The 16,797-nt window shown below is 74.8% G+C and carries 5 protein-coding genes; 1 reads left to right on the forward strand and 4 read right to left on the reverse strand.

What is annotated here, in order from left to right; translation table 11 throughout:
- Nucleotides 1-58: 58 nt before the first annotated feature.
- The 4 genes from IE182_RS11615 to IE182_RS11630 form a co-directional block, all read right to left on the reverse strand.
- Entirely contained in the window at nucleotides 59-2,128 is a 2,070-nt protein-coding gene (locus IE182_RS11615) for a phenylalanine--tRNA ligase subunit beta (protein ID WP_190109648.1), read from the reverse strand.
- Nucleotides 2,125-3,162, reverse strand: coding sequence for a phenylalanine--tRNA ligase subunit alpha (gene pheS, locus IE182_RS11620; RefSeq protein WP_190109649.1), 1,038 nt, complete (start codon nucleotides 3,160-3,162; stop codon nucleotides 2,125-2,127). The genes IE182_RS11615 and pheS overlap by 4 nt, the downstream gene beginning before the upstream one ends.
- A gap of 105 nt (nucleotides 3,163-3,267) precedes the next feature.
- Nucleotides 3,268-4,485, reverse strand: a complete 1,218-nt coding sequence (locus tag IE182_RS11625) for a cytochrome P450 (protein WP_190109650.1) — start codon at nucleotides 4,483-4,485, stop codon at nucleotides 3,268-3,270.
- Between the two features lie 76 nt (nucleotides 4,486-4,561).
- Nucleotides 4,562-15,307: a non-ribosomal peptide synthetase/type I polyketide synthase gene (locus IE182_RS11630; RefSeq protein WP_190109651.1), complete on the reverse strand. Its 10,746-nt coding sequence runs from the start codon at nucleotides 15,305-15,307 to the stop codon at nucleotides 4,562-4,564.
- Nucleotides 15,308-15,517: 210 nt separating this feature from the next.
- Here IE182_RS11630 and IE182_RS11635 point away from each other — a divergent pair, with 210 nt between their 5' ends.
- Entirely contained in the window at nucleotides 15,518-16,783 is a 1,266-nt protein-coding gene (locus tag IE182_RS11635; RefSeq protein WP_190109652.1) for an MFS transporter, read from the forward strand.
- The last annotated feature ends 14 nt before the right edge of the window (nucleotides 16,784-16,797 follow it).

A 16,797-nucleotide genomic window follows, 5' to 3' on the forward strand; every position in this document is an offset into this window, starting at 1 on the left:
AGGGGGGTGAGGCGGACGGTGGTGTCCGCCTCACCCCGGGGGACGACGGGGCCGCCGGTCAGCGGAGGCGGACCCCCGCGTCGCCGAACTCGGTGGTGACCGCGGCGACCAGCACGTCCAGGATGCCGTTGATCTCCTCCGCGGTCCGTGCGGGCTCGCTGTTGAAGGTGATCAGGTAGGTGATGGACCGCTCGCCGGGCGCCGCCTTCCCGGGCACGAAGACGTCCACGACCCGGAGCGTGCGGAGCCAGTCGGGTGCCGCGGCCCGCATGACGGCGAGGATCTCCTCGGAGGTCACCGTGCGGGGCGTCACGAAGTCCAGCATCCGCTCGACCGGCGGGTCCTCCCGGAACGGCGGCAGGACGGCCGGGCGGTCCTCGTACTCCCACTCCTCGACGGCGAGTTCGAGGTAGCAGGGTCGCTTGCCTCCGAGGCCGGCGCGGCGGCGGACGTCCGGGTGCACCTCGCCCAGCACTCCGGCCGGCCGGTCGCCGAGGAGGATCCGGGCGCTGCGGTGGGGGTGCAGGGAGTCCGCCAGTGGGTGTTCCGGCGGCAGCGGCACGAAGCGGACGTCGGCCCGGCACCGGAGGGCGATCTCCTCGACGGCCCCGCGCAGGAAGAAGAAGTCCATCTCCGGGGCCTTGTCCGACCAGCGCATCGGGTCCGAGCTGCCCAGGGCCAGGGCCCACACCACGGGCCTCTCGTGGCAGAGACCGTTGTCGGCCTCCGGCGAGGGCTCGAAGACCCGGGTGGCCTCGAACAGCCGGATCTGGTCCTGCTTGAACCGGAGGTTGGCGGCGGCGGCCGCGACCGCCTGGGCGAGGCAGTTGTTCTTGAGCATCGAGTAGCGGCGGTCCTCGGCGTTGCCGATCCGCACGTGCGGGGCCAGCGGGTGGTCCCCGGCGGGGGCGAGCAGCTTGAGCGTGTCGCGGCCGTAGAAGCCCTCGGTGAAGGTCTCGTAGAAGCCGAGGCCGACGAGCGTGTCGCCGATGGTCCGGAGCAGGGTCTCGCGGCGGGTCGGCAACGCGCCGGTGCCGGCCGGCAGTGCGGTGCCGGGCAGTTCGTCGAAGCCGATGTGGCGGGCCAGCTCCTCGTAGAGGTCCTCCGGCTCCTTGACGTCCCAGATCCGGGTGCCGGGTACCTGGAACACGCCCGGTTCCTGCTGGCGGAAGCCGTAGTCGGCGAGCCGGTCGGCCATGTCGTCCAGGGTGAGGCCGAGGCCGAGGAAGCGGGCGCAGTCCGCCGCGTCGATCGCGACGGTGGGCAGCGGGCCGGCCCACCTGACCGGCTCGGCGGTGTCGCCGTCCCGTACGGCGGCTCCCGCGTTCTCCAGGAGTGCCACCGCCCGGCCGGCGCCGGCCAGCGGGGCGGTCGGGTCGCTGCCCCGCTCGTACCGCTGCGAGGCGGGGGTGGACAGCCCGAGCGCCCCGGCCGCCAGCCGGACGGACACCGGGTCGTAGGCGGCGGACTCCAGCAGCACCCGCCGGGTCGTCGCGCTGACGGCGGCCTCCGTGCCGCCCACCACGCCCGCGACGGCCAGCAGCTTCTCGCGGTCGGCGACGACCAGCGTGCCGGCGGTCAGCTCCCGGGGGTCCTCCCCCGCGTTCAGGCGGATGGCCTCTCCGGGCCGGCTCTCCCGGACGACCACCGGACCGGCGACCAGGTCGGCGTCGAAGGCGTGGACCGGCTGGCCGGTCTCCAGGCCGGCGGCCTGGGCTGCGTCCACGACGGTGAGACCGGTCGACAGACCTGCCGTCGCGAGCCGTTCGAGGGTGTCGGCGGGCAGCGCGGCGCCCGGGTCGGTCACGGTCAGCGGGGTGAGGGTGTAGGCCAGGCAGCGCCCGGACTCGACGGTCACCGCCGGGGCCTCTGCGGAGGTCGTCAGGCGGGTGGCCGGGAGGCCGGTGCGGGGCAGCCCCAGCCGGGCGGCCAGCTCGTCGGCGACGCCGGCGTAGCTGCGGTGGTCGCCCCGGTTGGCGAGGAACTCCAGGGTCACCACGGTCTGCGGGCCGTCGGTCTCCATGCCCTTGACTTCGAGGCCCGAGGCGTCCAGGGCATCGCGGAGGGCCGGAACGTCCTCGGGGAGGCCGGGCACGAAGGCACGCAGTCCGGCGAGAGTCAGCTTCATGCCGTCATTCCTCGGTGCAGGTGGCTCAGTTGGCGCTGGTCGGAGGCGTAGAGGGGGCGGACCTTGGTGATGCCCAGCAGCTGGGCCGTCATCCGGGTGGTGCCCCAGCCGAACGCGATGCCGCGGATGCCGTCCCGGTCGTAGCCGAACTCCCGCAGGACCGCGGGGTGGATCATGCCGGCGCCGATGATGGTGACCCAGCCGACCCGGTGGCACGCCTCGCAGCCGTCGCCGCCGCAGTTGGTGCAGGCGATGTCCAGGCCGATCGAGGGCTCGGTGTAGGGGTAGTACTTGGGCTTGAACCGCAGTTTGATGTCCTCGCCGTAGAGCGCGCGGGCCACGAAGGACAGCAGCTCCTTGAGGTGGCCGAGGGTCAGTCCGGGCTCCAGCCAGAAGCCCTCCAGCTGGTGGAACATGGCGAGATGGGTGGCGTCCACGGCCTCGTTGCGGTAGACGCGGCCGGCCGCGGCGACCTTGACCGGGAGTTCGGGGCGGCTGCCGAGCACCCTGGCCTGGACGGTCGTGGTGTGTGAGCGCAGCAGCCTCCCCCCGTCCAGCCAGAACGTGTCCTGCATGTCGCGGGCGGGGTGGTGTTGCGGGATGTTGAGGGCGTCGAAGTTGTGGTAGGCGTCCTCGACTTCGGGGCCCTCGGCACGCTCGAAGCCCAGCCGGCGGAGGACGGCCAGGCACCGCTCCTCGACGTCGGTGAGCGGATGCCAGGCTCCGCGCCGGGGCGCCTGGCCGGGCAGGGTGACGTCGATCCACTCGTCCCGCAGCCGCTCGGCGGTCTCGGCCCGGCGGGCGGTCTCGATCGCCTGTCCGATCTGCTGTTCCAGCGCCTGGGACAGCTGGTTGAGGCGTCCGGCGTACTCCCGGCGTTCCTGCTCCGGGAGTTGCGGCAGCAGGCGGAACTCCTCCTTGAGGACGCTGCGCCGGCCGAGGAACCGGGTGCGTATCTCCTCAAGGGCGGTGGTGTCCGACGCGTCGGCCAGTTCCTTGTGGAACTGCTCGCGCAGTTGCTCCAGGTCCGTCAATCTAGGTGCTCCGTTCTGGGCGGCCGGCCGGGACGGACACGGTCCGTCCCGATCTTCGCCGCCTGCCTATGGTCCGTCAACTTCCGTTTACTGCCGGTGAATGCATCAGATCATGCACGGCGTCGGCCGGAGGACCGTCGAGCCGAAGCTCGGACTCCGGCGCACCGCGTCCCCATCGATGCGCAGGCCCGGCAGGCGCCGGTCGAGCTCCTGCAGCAGCGTGGTGATCTGGCGCCGGGCCAGCACACCGCCGATGCAGTAGTGGCCGCCGCGGCCGAAGGCGAGGTGCGGGACCGGGCCGCGCCGGGCGTCGTAGGTGCCGGCCCGGGGGAACTGCTCCTCGTCCCGGTTGGCCGAGGCGAGCAGCAGCACCACGCGGTCGCCGGCCCGGATGGTCCGGCCGCCGACCCGCAGGGAGGCGCGGGCCTGGCGCGGGGCGAAGTGGAACGGCGGGTCGAAGCGCAGCGCCTCCTCGACCGCGTGCTCGTAGGGGAGCCGGCCCGCGCGGAGGTCGTGCAGCTGGTCCGGGGCCGCGTGCAGGGCGGTGACGGCCACGCCGGCGGCGGTGCTGACCGGTTCGACGCCCCCGGTGAGGAGTTGGGCGAAGGTCGCGGCCGCGTCCGCCGGGGTGAGCTCTCCCGTGGTCACGCCGGGACCGAGCGTCCGGGCGAGCAGGCCCTGCCCGCGGGGCAGGACGGTGCCGCCGACGTACGAGGTCAGCGCGGCGACGGCCTCGCCGGCCGCCCCGGCGACCGTGGGCGCGGGCTCGGCGGCGGCCAGGTAGGCCATCAGCGTGTCGGACCAGCCCGACACCTCCGCCCGTTCCTCCGCCGCGATGCCCAGCAGATCGCAGACCACGTCCAGCGCGAACGGGCGGGCCAGGTCCTCGATCAGGTCGCCGGCCGGGTCGGCGCTCACGGCGAAGGCGGCGACGGCGCGCTCGGCGTGCCGCTGCAGCGAGGGCGCGAGCGCGGCCACGGCCGCCGGGGTGAAGGACCGCTGCAGGCAGGTGCGGATCCGCACCTGGTGCGGCGGGTCGGAGAAGACCATCCAGCGGGCGAAGAAGTCCTCCACCGTGCGGTACACGGCGCGTTCGGCCGGGGGCAGGGAGGCGATCAGGGCGTCACCGGTGGGTGCGCCGAGCCGGGGGTCGGTGAGCAGGTCGTGGACGTCGCGGTAGCGGGCGACGTACCAGGAGCCGGTGGGCTCGTTCCAGTGCACGGGATCGTGCGCCCGGAGCCCGGCGAAGAACGGGTACGGGTCGGCCAGCGTCGCCGGGTCGAGGATCTCCTCGGCCCGCAAAAGCGGTGCGGTGGACGTCATCGAAGGCTTCCCCCCTGCCCGTGGCCGACGGCTCGGTGCCGCGGCGCCGACGCCATTACAACGCGCTGAGTCACAATCAGTCAACTTCCTTAGTCACAGGCAGCGAATCGGCGAGCTCCTCGAGTGCCGACACGAACGCGTCGGCCCACCGGCGGACCGTTCCGGGACGGAACAGGTCGGTGCTGTACTCGAACCAGAACCGGATGCCCTCCGGCCCGGGTTCGGCCCGCAGGTAGAGCTCGGTGCGGGCCACACCCGCGCTGACGACCCCGCTCACCTCGGTCGTGAGGCCGGGCAGGTCCACCGCCGGCCAGTCGGCGTCGGCCACGGTCAGCATCACCGCATCGAGCCGGTTCGGGCTGCGGTCCGCTCCGGCGGTCACGGCGGTCACTTCGTCCCAGGCCAGCGCCTGGTGTTCGAGCGCGCTGAACAGCGTGTGCGTCGTGCGGGCCAGCGCGGCGTCGAACGGGGCCTGCGGGTCGGCCGTCAGCCGGAGCGGCACCGGACCGCCGAACATCCCGACGGTGTGCCGGTGTTCCGCGTGCAGGCGGTTGGCGCTGGACAACGCGAGGACCAGGTCCGGCTGGTCGCAGAGTCCGCCGAGCCAGCGGGCACACACCGTGGCCAGCAGCGCGGCCAGGGTGCTGCCCCGCTCAGCCGCCAGCCGCCGCAGCCGGTCCGCCGGGCCGGCCGACAGCGCCGTGCCCACCACCGCTCCCCGCCCGGAGAGTTCGGCGGGCCGGGGGAAGTCGCACGGCAGCCGGGGGCCGTCGGGCTCCCCGGCGAGTTCCGCCCGCCAGAACCGCTCCAGCCCGGCGCGGGCCGCGCCGGAGGTCTGCCGGGTCCGCCAGGCCACGTAGTCGGGGTATTGCACGGACGGCTCGGGCAGCGCCGGCCCGGTGCCCTCGCGTACCGCCGCGTAGAGCGCCGGGAGTTCCGTCAGCAGCAGCCCCATGGACCAGCCGTCCACGATCAGATGATGAAACGTCAGCACGAGGACCCACGAGTCGCCGCCGAGGTGTCCGAGCCCGGCGCGCCACAACGGCGCCCGGTCCAGGGCGAACGGCCGGTCGGCCAGGCTCCGGCACCAGGCGTCCGCCTCCTGCGGGCCGACGCTCTCCACCCGGAGCTCCGGGTGCACTCCGGCCAGGATCTGCTGACGCGGCCCCTCGTCGGTCTCGGTGATCCGGCTGCGCAGGGCGTCGTGCCGCCGGGCCAGCAGCCCGAGGGCGCCGGCCAGGGCGTCCGGATCGAGCTCCCCGGTCAGGTCCAGCCGGACGCTCGCGTTGCAGACCTCCGGCCGCGGATGCTGCAGGTGGCGACGCCACAACCGGTGCTGCACACCGGCGAGCCCGACGGTGCGCTCGACGGGCGGCGGCACGCGGCGGGCCAGGGCCCGGACGGTCGGCTGCCGGAAGAACGCCGGGAGCGTGCAGTCCAGGCCGAGTTCGTCCCGGAGCCGGTCGAGCAACCGGACCGCACTCAGCGAGTGCCCGCCGACGGAGAAGAAGGACCGGTCGACCGGCACGGAGCCGACACCCAGTTCCTCGCACCAGAGGGCGTGCACGGCGTGTTCGGCGGCGGTCAGCGGCTCGGCGCCCTCCTCGGCCGCGGCCCAGTCGGGCTCCGGCAGGGCGTGCCGGTCGTGCTTGCCGGCGGCGTTGAGCGGCAGCCGGTCCAGGCGGACCCAGGCGCTGGGGACGAACTGGCCCGGCAGCTGCGCGGTCAGCTGCGCAACTATCTCCGCCGTCGCGATGCCCGGGGCGAGCTCCAGATAGCCGACCAGGCGCGGCTCTCCGCCCGGCCCGGTGCGGACCACCACCTCGGCGTCGCGCACCCCGGGCAGGGCGAGCAGCGTCCGCCGGGTCTCGGCCGGCTCGACCCGGACCCCTCTGATCTTCACCTGCTCGTCGCGGCGGCCCAGGTACTGCAGCTCGCCGTCGGCCGTCCAGCGTCCCAGGTCCCCCGTGCGGTAGAGCCGGGTGCCGGGCGCCAGCGGGTCGGCGACGAACGCGGCGGCACTCTCCCGGGGCCGGCCCAGGTAGCCCAGGGCCGGTGCGGCGCCACCGGCGTGGATCTCGCCCACCGCGCCGAGCGGCACCCGCCGCCCGGCCGCGTCCAGCAGCCGTACCGCGACGCCTGCCACCGGCCGTCCGATGGCCGGGGCGTCGTCCTGCGGGTCCACCCGGTGCGAGGTGACCATCATGGACGCCTCGGTCGGGCCGTAGTCGTTGTAGAGGGCGCAGTGCGGATGCGCCGCCAGGAAGCGGCGCAGCGCGGGGGTGGGCTGCAGCCGCTCGCCGACCGAGACCAGCTCGCGCAGACCGGGCAGTCCGGGCTCGGCGTCCATGAGGTGGGCCAGGGCGCTCGCGGTGAGGCAGAGCCGCTGGACGCCGTGCTCGCGTACGGCGGCGGCGACGGCGTGGGCGTCGTACCGCGCCTCCTCGGGCAGCAGCACCAGGGCCGCGCCGGAACCCAGGGTGGTGAAGATCTCGAAGAGACTGAGGTCGAAGCCGGCGGAGGCCCACTGAAGGGTGCGCAGCCGCGGACGGCTGTCGTGGAACCAGCGGAGCAGGTTGACCGGTCCCCGGTGCGGCAGGAGCACGCCCTTGGGACGGCCGGTGGAGCCGGAGGTGTAGAGGCACAGCGCCGGGTCCTCCGCGTCGCCGGGACTGTCGGCGGGGGCGGCCGGGCCGGCCGCGGTGGGCTCGGCGTCCGGGTCGAGCACCCGGAGTCCGGGGACGGCGGCGCGCAGCCCCTCCGGTTCCGCCGCGGCGGTGGTGACCAGCAGCGCCGCCCCGCTGTCCGTCAGCATGTGCGCCAGCCGGGCGGTGGGCTGGGCGGGGTCCAGCGGCAGCAGGACGCCGCCGGCCTTGAGCACGGCGAGCACCGCCGCCACCGCGGGCACTCCGCGGGGCAGGCACAGGGCGACCACCGCCCCGGCGACCCCGGTCCCGGCCCGCAGCCGGGCGGCGAGGCCCTCCGCGGCCAGGTCGAGCTCGCCGTAGGTGACCGTGTGCCCGGCGTCGACCACCGCCTGCGCCCCGGGCGTGCGGCGGGCCTGCCGCTCGAACGCGTGGTGCAGCAGCTCGTCGGAGGCGGCGGCCGGGCGGCTCTCCAGCCCGTCCAGGACGCGGGCCTCGGGGGCGGGCGGTGCGGTGAGGGCGGACAGCCGGCGGCCGGCCGGGTCCTCGGCGCCGGCCTCCAGCACCTGCTCGACGTAGTCCAGGATCCGGCGCACCGTCGCCTCCTCGAACAGCGCGGCGTCGTAGTGGGCCAGGCAGTGCAGCAGGCCGTCGCGGTACGACAGGCACAGGCTGAGGTCGAACGGTGCCCGTCCGCTGGGGAGATCGACGGTCTCGCCGCGCAGCGCGCCCGCCTCGAAGCGGGTCCCGGCTTCGGCCTCGTACTCGACCATGACCTGGAACAGCGGGTTCCGGCCGGTGCCGCGCTCCGGGTTGACCGCCCGTACCAGTTCGTCGAAGGGCATCGCCCGGTCGTACGCCTCGGCGCTGACCGTCCTGACCCGGCCCAGCAATTCGGCGAAGGTCGGGTCCCCGGCCAGGTCGAGGCGCAGGGGGACGGTGTCCACGAAGAAGCCGATCGTCCCCTCGCAGTCGGCGGGGCGGTTCGCCACCGCCGTGCCGAGCACCAGGTCGTCCTGACCGGCGAACCTGGCCAGCACGGTGCCGATCGCGGCCAGGACGGCCATGAAGGGCGTCACCGCCTGCTGGCGGCCGACGTCGCGCAGGGCCTGCCGGGTGACGGGCTTGAACGCACGGGAGAGCCAGGCGCCGGCCGGGGCGCGGTGCGACCGCGGCCGGTCCGTGGGCAGTTCCAGCGCCGGTGCGTCCGCGAGCTGCCGGCGCCAGTAGGCGAGCCGGGCCGGGTCGGCGGGTTCCCCTGACGGCACGTGCCCGGAGGGCAACGCGGGCAGGGGCGCGGGCGGGTGCGGTCCCCCGCGCAGGTGGCCGGCCAGTTCCTGTCCCAGGATGTGCAGCGAGGCGGCGTCGAACACCAGGTGGTGGGTCAGGAGCAGCAGCACGTGCCGGTCGGCGGAGAACCTGAGCAACCGGGCCCGGACCAGGGGCGCCCGGGTGAGGTCCAGCGGCTCGGCGCGGAGCCCGGCCAGGTGCCCGGCCACCGCCTCCTCCTCGGACCGGCCCGTGCAGTCCACCAGCGGGCAGTCCAGTACGACCCCGGTCTGCACCTCCTGCCGGGGCTCCCCGTCCCGTTCCCGGAACGCGGTGCGCAGCGCCGGCTGCCGCCGCACCACCAGGTCCAGGGCCGAGCGCAGTGCTCCCGGGTCCAGCGGGCCGTCCAGCCGGATCGCCCGTGGCTCCAGGTAGTCGCCGCTCCCCGGGTCGAGTTGCTCGATGAACCACACCCCGCGTTGCGCGGGCGTCAGCGGCAGGGTGGCCTCGGCCCGGCGCTCCGCAGGGCCGGTGCCGGGGAGGAAGCGGCGGCGCAGTTCGTCGAGCCGGACCAGCCCGTCGAGCACCTGCTCGCGGCCCAGGCCGAAGTCGACGAAGCTCGCGATCTCGTTCACGCCGGCGGCCAGCAGGCGTTCGACCACCGGGGCGCAGCCGTCCACGGTGCCGATCAGCGCACGGCCGTCGCAGTACTGCTCGTAGGCGCGGTGCAGGAGGAAGTCCAGGTCCTCGGGCGGTGTGTGCTCCAGGTCGGCCGCCAGCCCGAGGCTGTTGGCGAACTGGCCGAGCAGTGCCATCGAGGATCGCAGGTAGGCGCAGAAGGGGGCGCGCGCATCGGCCCGGGCCTGTTCCTGGTCGGTGCCGAGGTAGGTGTGGAGCAGCACCACCACCCGTCCGGCGTCCGGGTCCAGGCCGGCCTCGGCCCGGGTGCGCCGGTAGAGCGCGATGTTCTCGGCGACCTGCTCCACGGACTGCGACATGAGGTTCGTGACGACCCCCAGTCCGTTCCGGGCGGCGGCGCGGTAGCTGTCCGGGTTCTGCGCGACCGCGACGAACAGCGGGGGCTGCGGCTGAATGGGCCGGGGGTACAGCGCGACGTCGACCGGCTTGCCGTCGCCCGACGTGGTGCCGACCGACGCGCCCGACCACAGGGCCCGCACCGTGTCCAGCCGGTCGTACATCAGCTCCCGGTGCCGGCCGAAGTTCTCCGGGGCGAGGGCGAAGTCCCGTGCGTGCCAGCCGGATGCCACGCAGAGCCCGGCCCGGCCGTCCGAGAGGTTGTCCACCACGGACCACTCCTCCGCCACCCGGATCGGGTGGTGCAGCGGCAGGACGACCGAGCCCGCGTGCAGCCGGATCCGGGAGGTGCGGGTGGCGAGTGCGGCGGCCAGCACCGAGGGGTTGGGGAAGAGGGCGCCGAAGGAGTGGAAGTGGCGTTCGGGCAGCCAGACGGTGTGGAAGCCGTGCTGGTCGGCGTACGTGGTGGCGTCCAGGATCAGGTCGTACTTGTTCCGGCTCTCGTGCTCGGGGTAGTCACCGAAGAAGTAGAGGCTGAAGTCGCAGCCGCCGGTGGCCGGGGCGGTCCCGGGCAGGGCGCGCGGCCCCGCGACGCGCGGCGGGGCGAGTGGGGCGGGCGGGACGGGATCTGCTGCGGCCGGTCCGGCCGTCCGCCCGGGCCGCAGCGCAGCGGCCAGCTTGCGGGGCGTGTCGAGGGACCCGAACAGGTCGCGCAGCGGCACCTGGGCGCCGAATTCCGTCGCCAGCTCGCGGCCCATCGCGGCGAGCGTGAGCGAGTCCGCGCCGAGCCGGACGAACGCGGTGTCGGCCGTCACCTCCGCGACCGGGCAGCCGAGGTGGCGCGCCGTGAGGGCGAGGAGCTGTTCCAGGACCGGGGCGGGTGCCTGTGTCCCGGCCGGCCGGAGCGGGGTTTCCCCGCTCGTCCGGGGGGCCACGGGCTCCGGCCGGTCGGAGGGCTGCGGAACGGAGGAAGCCGGGACGGGGGACGTCGGGACGGGGGACTTCGGAGCAGAGAGATCCGGAGAGGAGAGGCCCGGGGAGGAGAGGTCCGGAGCGGAGAGATCCGGAGCGGAGAGGCCCGGAGCGGAGAGATCCGGAGCGGAGAGGCCCGGAGCGGAGAGATCCGGAGCGGGGGCGTCCTGCGGGGAGGGTGGTGCCGGGGACGGCTGGGGTTCCGCGGGGTAGGGGAAGTCCGTCCGCTGGAACGGGTAGCGCGGCAGGGGCTCGGGCGGCAGCGCGCCGTCGCGCGGAAGGTCGAGCGGAGCGCCCAGGCAGTACAACTCCGCCTGGGCCAGCGCGTCCCCCGAGTCGGCCGGGAGACCGCGGCGCTGCGACGCGATCCACGGCCGCCCGCCCGTGGTCCTCGGGCCCAGCCCGCTCAGCACCTCGTCCGGCCCGATCGTCAGGTAGCTCCGGCAGCCCGCGGCCTCCAGCGAGACCAGCAGATCCCGGAACCGGACCGGGCCGCGGAGCTGCGCCGTCAGGTAGTCCGGCCCGACGACCGCCCCCGGTGGCAGGACCGTCCCGTCCAGACCGCAGGCGAGCGGCGTCCGGATCGGGAGGTAGGTGAACTCTTCCGCGGCGCGGCGGAATGCGGACAGCACCGGATCGAGCGTGGCCGAATGGAACGCCCGGTCCACCGGCAGTCTCCGCCAGGCCACGCCCTCGGCGTCGAGCAGTGCCGTGGCGCGCTCCACGTCCTCGGCCCGGCCGGAGAGCACCTGGCTGTCGGCTGCATTCTCGGCCGCGAGAGCGAGACCGGTCAGGGCGGCGATCCGCTCGGCCGGGGCACGGCCGGCCCGCACGGCGAGCATGGCGCCGGGCTCGGTGTCCTGCATCAGCCGTCCGCGCAGCGTGGTCAGCCGCATCCCGGTCGCGGTGCTGATGCCGCCCGCGGCCCACAGCGCGGCGTACTCCCCGAGGCTGTGCCCCAGCAGGTGACCGGGCTGCAGGCCGCGGCTGCGCCACAGTTCGGTGGCGGCCGTCTGGGCGGCGAACAGTGCGGGCTGGGCCAGTTCGGTGGGCAGCGGGCCGTCCGGCGCGGTGTCCAGCCGTGCGAGCAGCCCGGTTCCGGTGAGCCGCCGGTACTCCTCGTCGCACTCCGCCAGGAGAGGTCCGGCAACGGAATGCGTCTGCAGGAGGGCCAGCAGCGGCCTGGGGTCGGAGCCCTGACCGGAGTAGGCGAAGGCCGGCGGGCCGAAGCCCTCCGGCGGGACGCTGCCGGCGTGGCCGCCGGTGGTGGTGCCGCTGCGCTGCCACGCGCCGAGCGCCTCGGCGAGTTCGGTCGCGGTCCGGCCGGTCACGGCGAGCCGGTGGGGGTGCCGGGGGCGGCGGGCGAGTTCGGCGGCCACGGCGGCGGGCGGGGCCTGCGGCCGGTCGGCCAGCCACCCGGACACCTCCGCGGCCAGGGCGCGCAGCGCCTCGGGGTGCCCGGCCGACAGCGCCAGCACGGAGGCCCGGCCGACGGGCCCGGGGTCCGGCACGGCAGTGGCGGGCGCCTCTTCCAGGACGACGAAGGCGTTGGTGCCGCCCACGCCGAGTGCGCTCACTCCGGCGCGCCGGGGTTCGGGCCCGGCCGGCCAGGGGCGGGTGCGGGTGGCGAGGACGAACGGGGTGCCGGCCGGGTCGACGGCCGGGTGGGCCGTGGTCAGGCCGGGCGTTCGGACCAGCGTGCGGTGGCGCAGCATCAGCACGGTCTTGATCAGGCCGGCCATGCCGGCGCAGGTGTCGAGGTGTCCGAGGTTCGCCTTGACCGACCCGAGGGTGCAGAAGGCCGTTTGGCCCGTGGGGCTGCGCAGGGCGTCCGTGAGGGCGGCGAACTCGACCGGGTCGCCCAGCGGCGTGCCGGTGCCGTGCGCCTCCAGATGGCCGATGCTGTCGGCGGACACGCCTGCGCGGGCGAGGGCCTGCCGCACGGCCTCCGTCTGCCCTGCGACGCCGGGCGCAGTGAAGCCGATCTTGGCCGCCCCGTCGTTGTTGACCGCCGAGCCCATGATCACCGCATGCACCCGGTCGCCGTCCGCCAGCGCCCGCTGCAGCGGTTTGAGCAGCACCACGGCGACGCCGTTGCCGCCGACCGTGCCGTCCGCGGCGGCGTCGAAGGGGCGGCAGCTGCCGCTCGGTGACAACACGCTGCCCGGGTGCAGCCGGTATCCGGAGTGCTGCGGCAGGTGCACCGCCGCCGCGCCCGCCAGCGCCAGGTCGGCATCGCCGTTCACCAGCGCCTGTGCGGCGAGGTGGACCGCCACCAGCGAGGACGAACAGGCCGTCTGGACGCCGACCGCCGGGCCGCGCAGGTTCAGCCGGTAGGCGACGCGGGAGGCGAGGAAGTCCGGGAGCGTGCCCAGCGAGGACTGCATGGCCAGCCCCAGGTCGGCGGGCGGCCGGCCCGGGCCGGTCTGGTAGTCGTACAGATTCATGCCGGCCGCCGCGAACACGCCGATCCGCTCGTGCCGGGCGGCATCGGCGTAGCCGCCCTCCTCCAGCGCGTGGTGGCTGCACTCCAGGAACAGCCGGTGGGCGGGGTGGGTGAGTGCCGCCTCGTGCGGGCTGATGCCGAAGAACCGGTGGTCGAAGCCGGTGACCTCGTCCAGCACTCCGCCGAAGGGCCGCAGTTCGGGATCCGCGGCCTCCTCGGGCGAAAGGCCGGCCGCGGCCAGCTCGGCGGCGCCGAAGGTGGAGATGCGGGAGGTTCCGTCGCGCAGGTCGGCCCAGAAGCCCTCCTCGTCCGAGGCGCCGGGGAAGCGGAAGGCCATGCCGATCACGGCGACCCGCCGGTCCGTCGCCCCGGGCGTGCGCGCTTCGGGTCGTTCCGGTTGTTCCGGTTGTTCCGTGGTGCCGCCGTACCCGTCGAGTGCGGCGGCCAGGGACGTGACGGTGGGGTGCCCGAAGAGCAGGGTCCGGGGGAAGGTGCAGGTCAGGGCGCGCTCCAGTGTGACGTGCAGCCGGATCAACGACACCGAGGTCAGCCCCAGTTCGTGGAAGGGCGTCGTGTCGAGCGGGCCCCGGTGGGCGGGCGCACCGGGCAGTTCGGCGAGGATCTCGCGGACCGACCGGCGAACCACCTCCAGCGTGCGCTGCGGCGGGAGCGTCGGGGAGGACGGAAGCGTCGCCTCCGGCTCGTGGTGCGCAGGTGCCGCCTCCGGCTCGTGCCGCGGATCCGTCCGGCCGGAGGAGAGCAGACGGTCCCGGGCGGCGCGGCGGAGCACCTTGCCGCTGGAGGTGCGGGGGAAGGCCTCGGCCGCCACCGGGACCACGGTCCCCGCGGTCAGATGCAGCCGGGCGAACAGCACCCGGCGGATCTCCCGCGCCGTCTCCCCGGTATCGCGTCCGGTGCCGTCGGGTGCGAACAGCAGCCCCAGGGTCTCGGTGCCGTGCTGCGCGCTGGGCAGGCCGCAGGCCGCCACCGCGCCGGCCAGCACGCCCTCGACGGAGGCCGCGACCTCCTCGATCTCATGGCAGAGGTGGTTGTGACCGTTGAGAATCACGATGTCCTTGCTGCGTCCGGTCACCACGAGCTCGCCGTCCTTGAGGAAACCCAGGTCTCCGGTGTCCAGCCAGCTGCGGGGCGCCCAGTCGCCCGTGGGAAAGGCCCGTTCGTCGGCGGCCTCGTCGTCGACGTAGCCCGGGGTCACCCGCGCCGAGCTGACCTGGAGCGTGCCGATCCGCCCCTCGGGCAGGACCGCACCCCGTGCGTCGACGATCCGCAGGGCGGCGCCCGGGGCCGGGCGTCCGACCGAGACGAAGTCCAGGCACGCGCCGTCCGGAACGTCCGGCCCGGCGTACTCCACGTCGCCCGCCAGGCTCGCCCTGCGGATCCGGTGGACGCTGCCCGGGCCGCCGAACCGGCCCATGGTGATCCCGGTGCAGGTCTCCGCCATGCCCCAGGCGGGTACGAAGCAGTCGCCGGCCAGCCCGAAGCGGGCGGCCTCCTCCAGGAACCCGCGGACCAGCCCGGGGCCGATCTGCTCACCGCCGCTGACCAGGGTGCGTACGGCGGAGAGGTCCCAGTCGGCCTCCGGACGCCCGGCCAGTGCCCTGCGGACCAGCTGGTAGCCGAACGCGGGGGCCCAGGAGTGGTTGACCCGGTACCGGTCCATCAGGTCGAGCCAGCGCAGCGGGTCGGCCAGCACCAGATCGGTGGGCACGTGGATCTGGGTGGCCCCGGTGAAGAGCGGCAGCAGGTGGTAGAGCAGCAACGCCCCGCTGTGGTCGGCCGGAAGCCAGTTCAGGGTCACCTCGCCGGGCTGCCAGCCGAGCAGCCGCTGCGAGCCGTGGCCGAATTCGGCGAGCCCCCGGTGCGTCAGCCGGGCGGCCTTCGCGGTGCCGGTGCTGCCGGAGGAGAGCATCAGCAGGGCCGTGTCGTCGCCCTCCGGCCGGTGCGGCTCGGTTCCGTGGTCCTCGACCAGGGTGCCGGGATCGACGGCGCGTACGCCGGCCTCGGCGAGTGCGGGGATCCCGTCGGCGCCCGACAGTACCGTCGGACGGCCGAGCCGCTGCCAGGCGGTGACGAACCTGCCCTCCCCCGCCTTCGGCTGGGCGTCCACCGGTTCGCTGATCGCCAACGGCTGGATCCCGCCGAGCAGGCAGGCCCACAGGGCGGGGAAGAAACCGGCCGGGGGCAGGCCGACGAGGACGGCCCGGTCCCCGGGGGCGAGGCCCTGCCGGCGGAGCCCGGTGAGCATCCGGCCCGCGAGGTCGAGCAGCTCCGGGTAGCGGACCGCGTGGGCCTCGCCGTGCCGGTCCAGGGTCACCAGCTCGGCCGAGGGGAAGCGTTCGGCCGCCCGCCGCAGCAGGTCGGGCAGCGTGCGCGGATCGGCGGCGGTGAGATCGACGGGTTCGCCATGGCACAGCGCGAGTGGTGTCCGGCTCATCGGGTCCCTCTTGTTCGGGCGTGTTCGGACCAGGGAACGCTGATGACAACACGACTTGACTGAGTGAGTCAACGATCAACCCGCCTACGGCAGCCTCACACCGTATTTCTCAGGCACTATGCGCCCAAACTCTGTGACTATGATCGTTGACTGATCGACTGACACCTCAGTACGTTGACCTCGCCAGTCCGAGAGTCGGGGAGACCTGTGATGGCTGATCCGCGGCGCCTGCCGGGCGCCTACTGGCGGTTCCTGGGCGGCGAGACGTGTTCCGCTCTGGGCTCCGCCTTCACCGCGTTCGCGTTACCGCTGCTGGTCTACCGGAGCACCGGTTCGGCCGTGCTGCTCGGCGGCGCGCTCGCTGCGGCGTACCTGCCCTACCTGCTCTTCGGGCTGGTGATCGGCGCGGTCGCCGACCGGGTCGACCGCCGCTGGATGCTCGTCGGCACCAACCTCGCCTCGGCCGCGGTGCTGGCGGCACTGCCCGCCCTCGCGGCGGTCGGCAGGCTGCACACGGCGGAGCTGTACCTGACGTCCTTCCTCCTGACCACGCTGCGGATCGGCTTCGACGCCGCGAGCATCGCGGCCGTGCCCCGCCTGGTCGACGGCGCCGGACTCGTGCGGGCCAACGGCCTGCTGGAGGCCGGGGATTCGGCGATGGCCGTGCTCGGCCCCGCGCTCGCCGGGGTGCTGGTCACGGTGATGCCGCTCCAGGAGCTGGTGCTGCTGGACGCCGGCTCGTACCTGGTGTCGGCCGCCGTGATCCTCTCGCTGCCGCAGATCAGCGGTGCCTCCGGCGACAGGGCGGGCGCTGACCGGCGCGCCCCGCAGGGCGTGCTCTCCCGGCTGTCGGGCGACATCCGGGAAGGGCTGCGCTACGTCCTGGCCGAGCCCGTGCTGCGCTCGCTGGCGGCGATGCTGCTGCTGGTCAACCTGGTCCAGGCGACGGCCGTCGCCCAGCTGGTGCTGCTGGCCAAGAGCGCCTTCGGCGCCGACGACGGGCAGCTCGGCTGGCTGTTCGGCTGCGGCGGGGCGGGTGCCGTCGCCGCTTCGCTGGCGGCCGGCCGGATCTCCGACCGGCTGCCGTTCGGCGCGCTCACCCTCGGCTCGGTGGCCGGGGTCGGGGTGTGCACCGCGGCACTGGGACTGACCGGCCACTACCCGCTGGCGGTCGGCGCCTGGGCGGTGGCCTCCGGGCTGGGGGTGCTCTTCAACATCGCCACCATGAGCCTGCGTCAGGCGACCGTGCCCGAGGAACTGCTCGGCCGGGTGCTGACCGCCTCGGGGGTGCTCGCCAAGTGCGCCGTCCCGCTGGGCGCCCTCGGCGGCGGTGCGGTGGTCGCGCAGGTCGGCCGCCCCGGTCCGGTCTACGTCGTGATCGGCTCGCTGCTCGTCCTCCTCGGCCTCGTCTTCGTCCGCTCGCCGCTCGGCCGGGCGCGCCGCCCGGCCGCCGTGCCGTCCGGCGCGGTCCGCTGACGGCCTCCTCCCAC

Source organism: Streptomyces cinnamoneus, assembly GCF_014650495.1.
GTDB lineage: Bacteria > Actinomycetota > Actinomycetes > Streptomycetales > Streptomycetaceae > Streptomyces > Streptomyces cinnamoneus.

What these genes read in the sequence shown, in the direction of transcription:
- IE182_RS11630 (WP_190109651.1), bottom strand. Translation starts at nt 15,307, where the DNA reads ATGAGCCGGACACCACTCGCGCTGTGCCATGGCGAACCCGTCGATCTC.
- IE182_RS11625 (WP_190109650.1), bottom strand. Translation starts at nt 4,485, where the DNA reads ATGACGTCCACCGCACCGCTTTTGCGGGCCGAGGAGATCCTCGACCCG.
- IE182_RS11635 (WP_190109652.1), top strand. Translation starts at nt 15,518, where the DNA reads ATGGCTGATCCGCGGCGCCTGCCGGGCGCCTACTGGCGGTTCCTGGGC.
- IE182_RS11615 (WP_190109648.1), bottom strand. Translation starts at nt 2,128, where the DNA reads ATGAAGCTGACTCTCGCCGGACTGCGTGCCTTCGTGCCCGGCCTCCCC.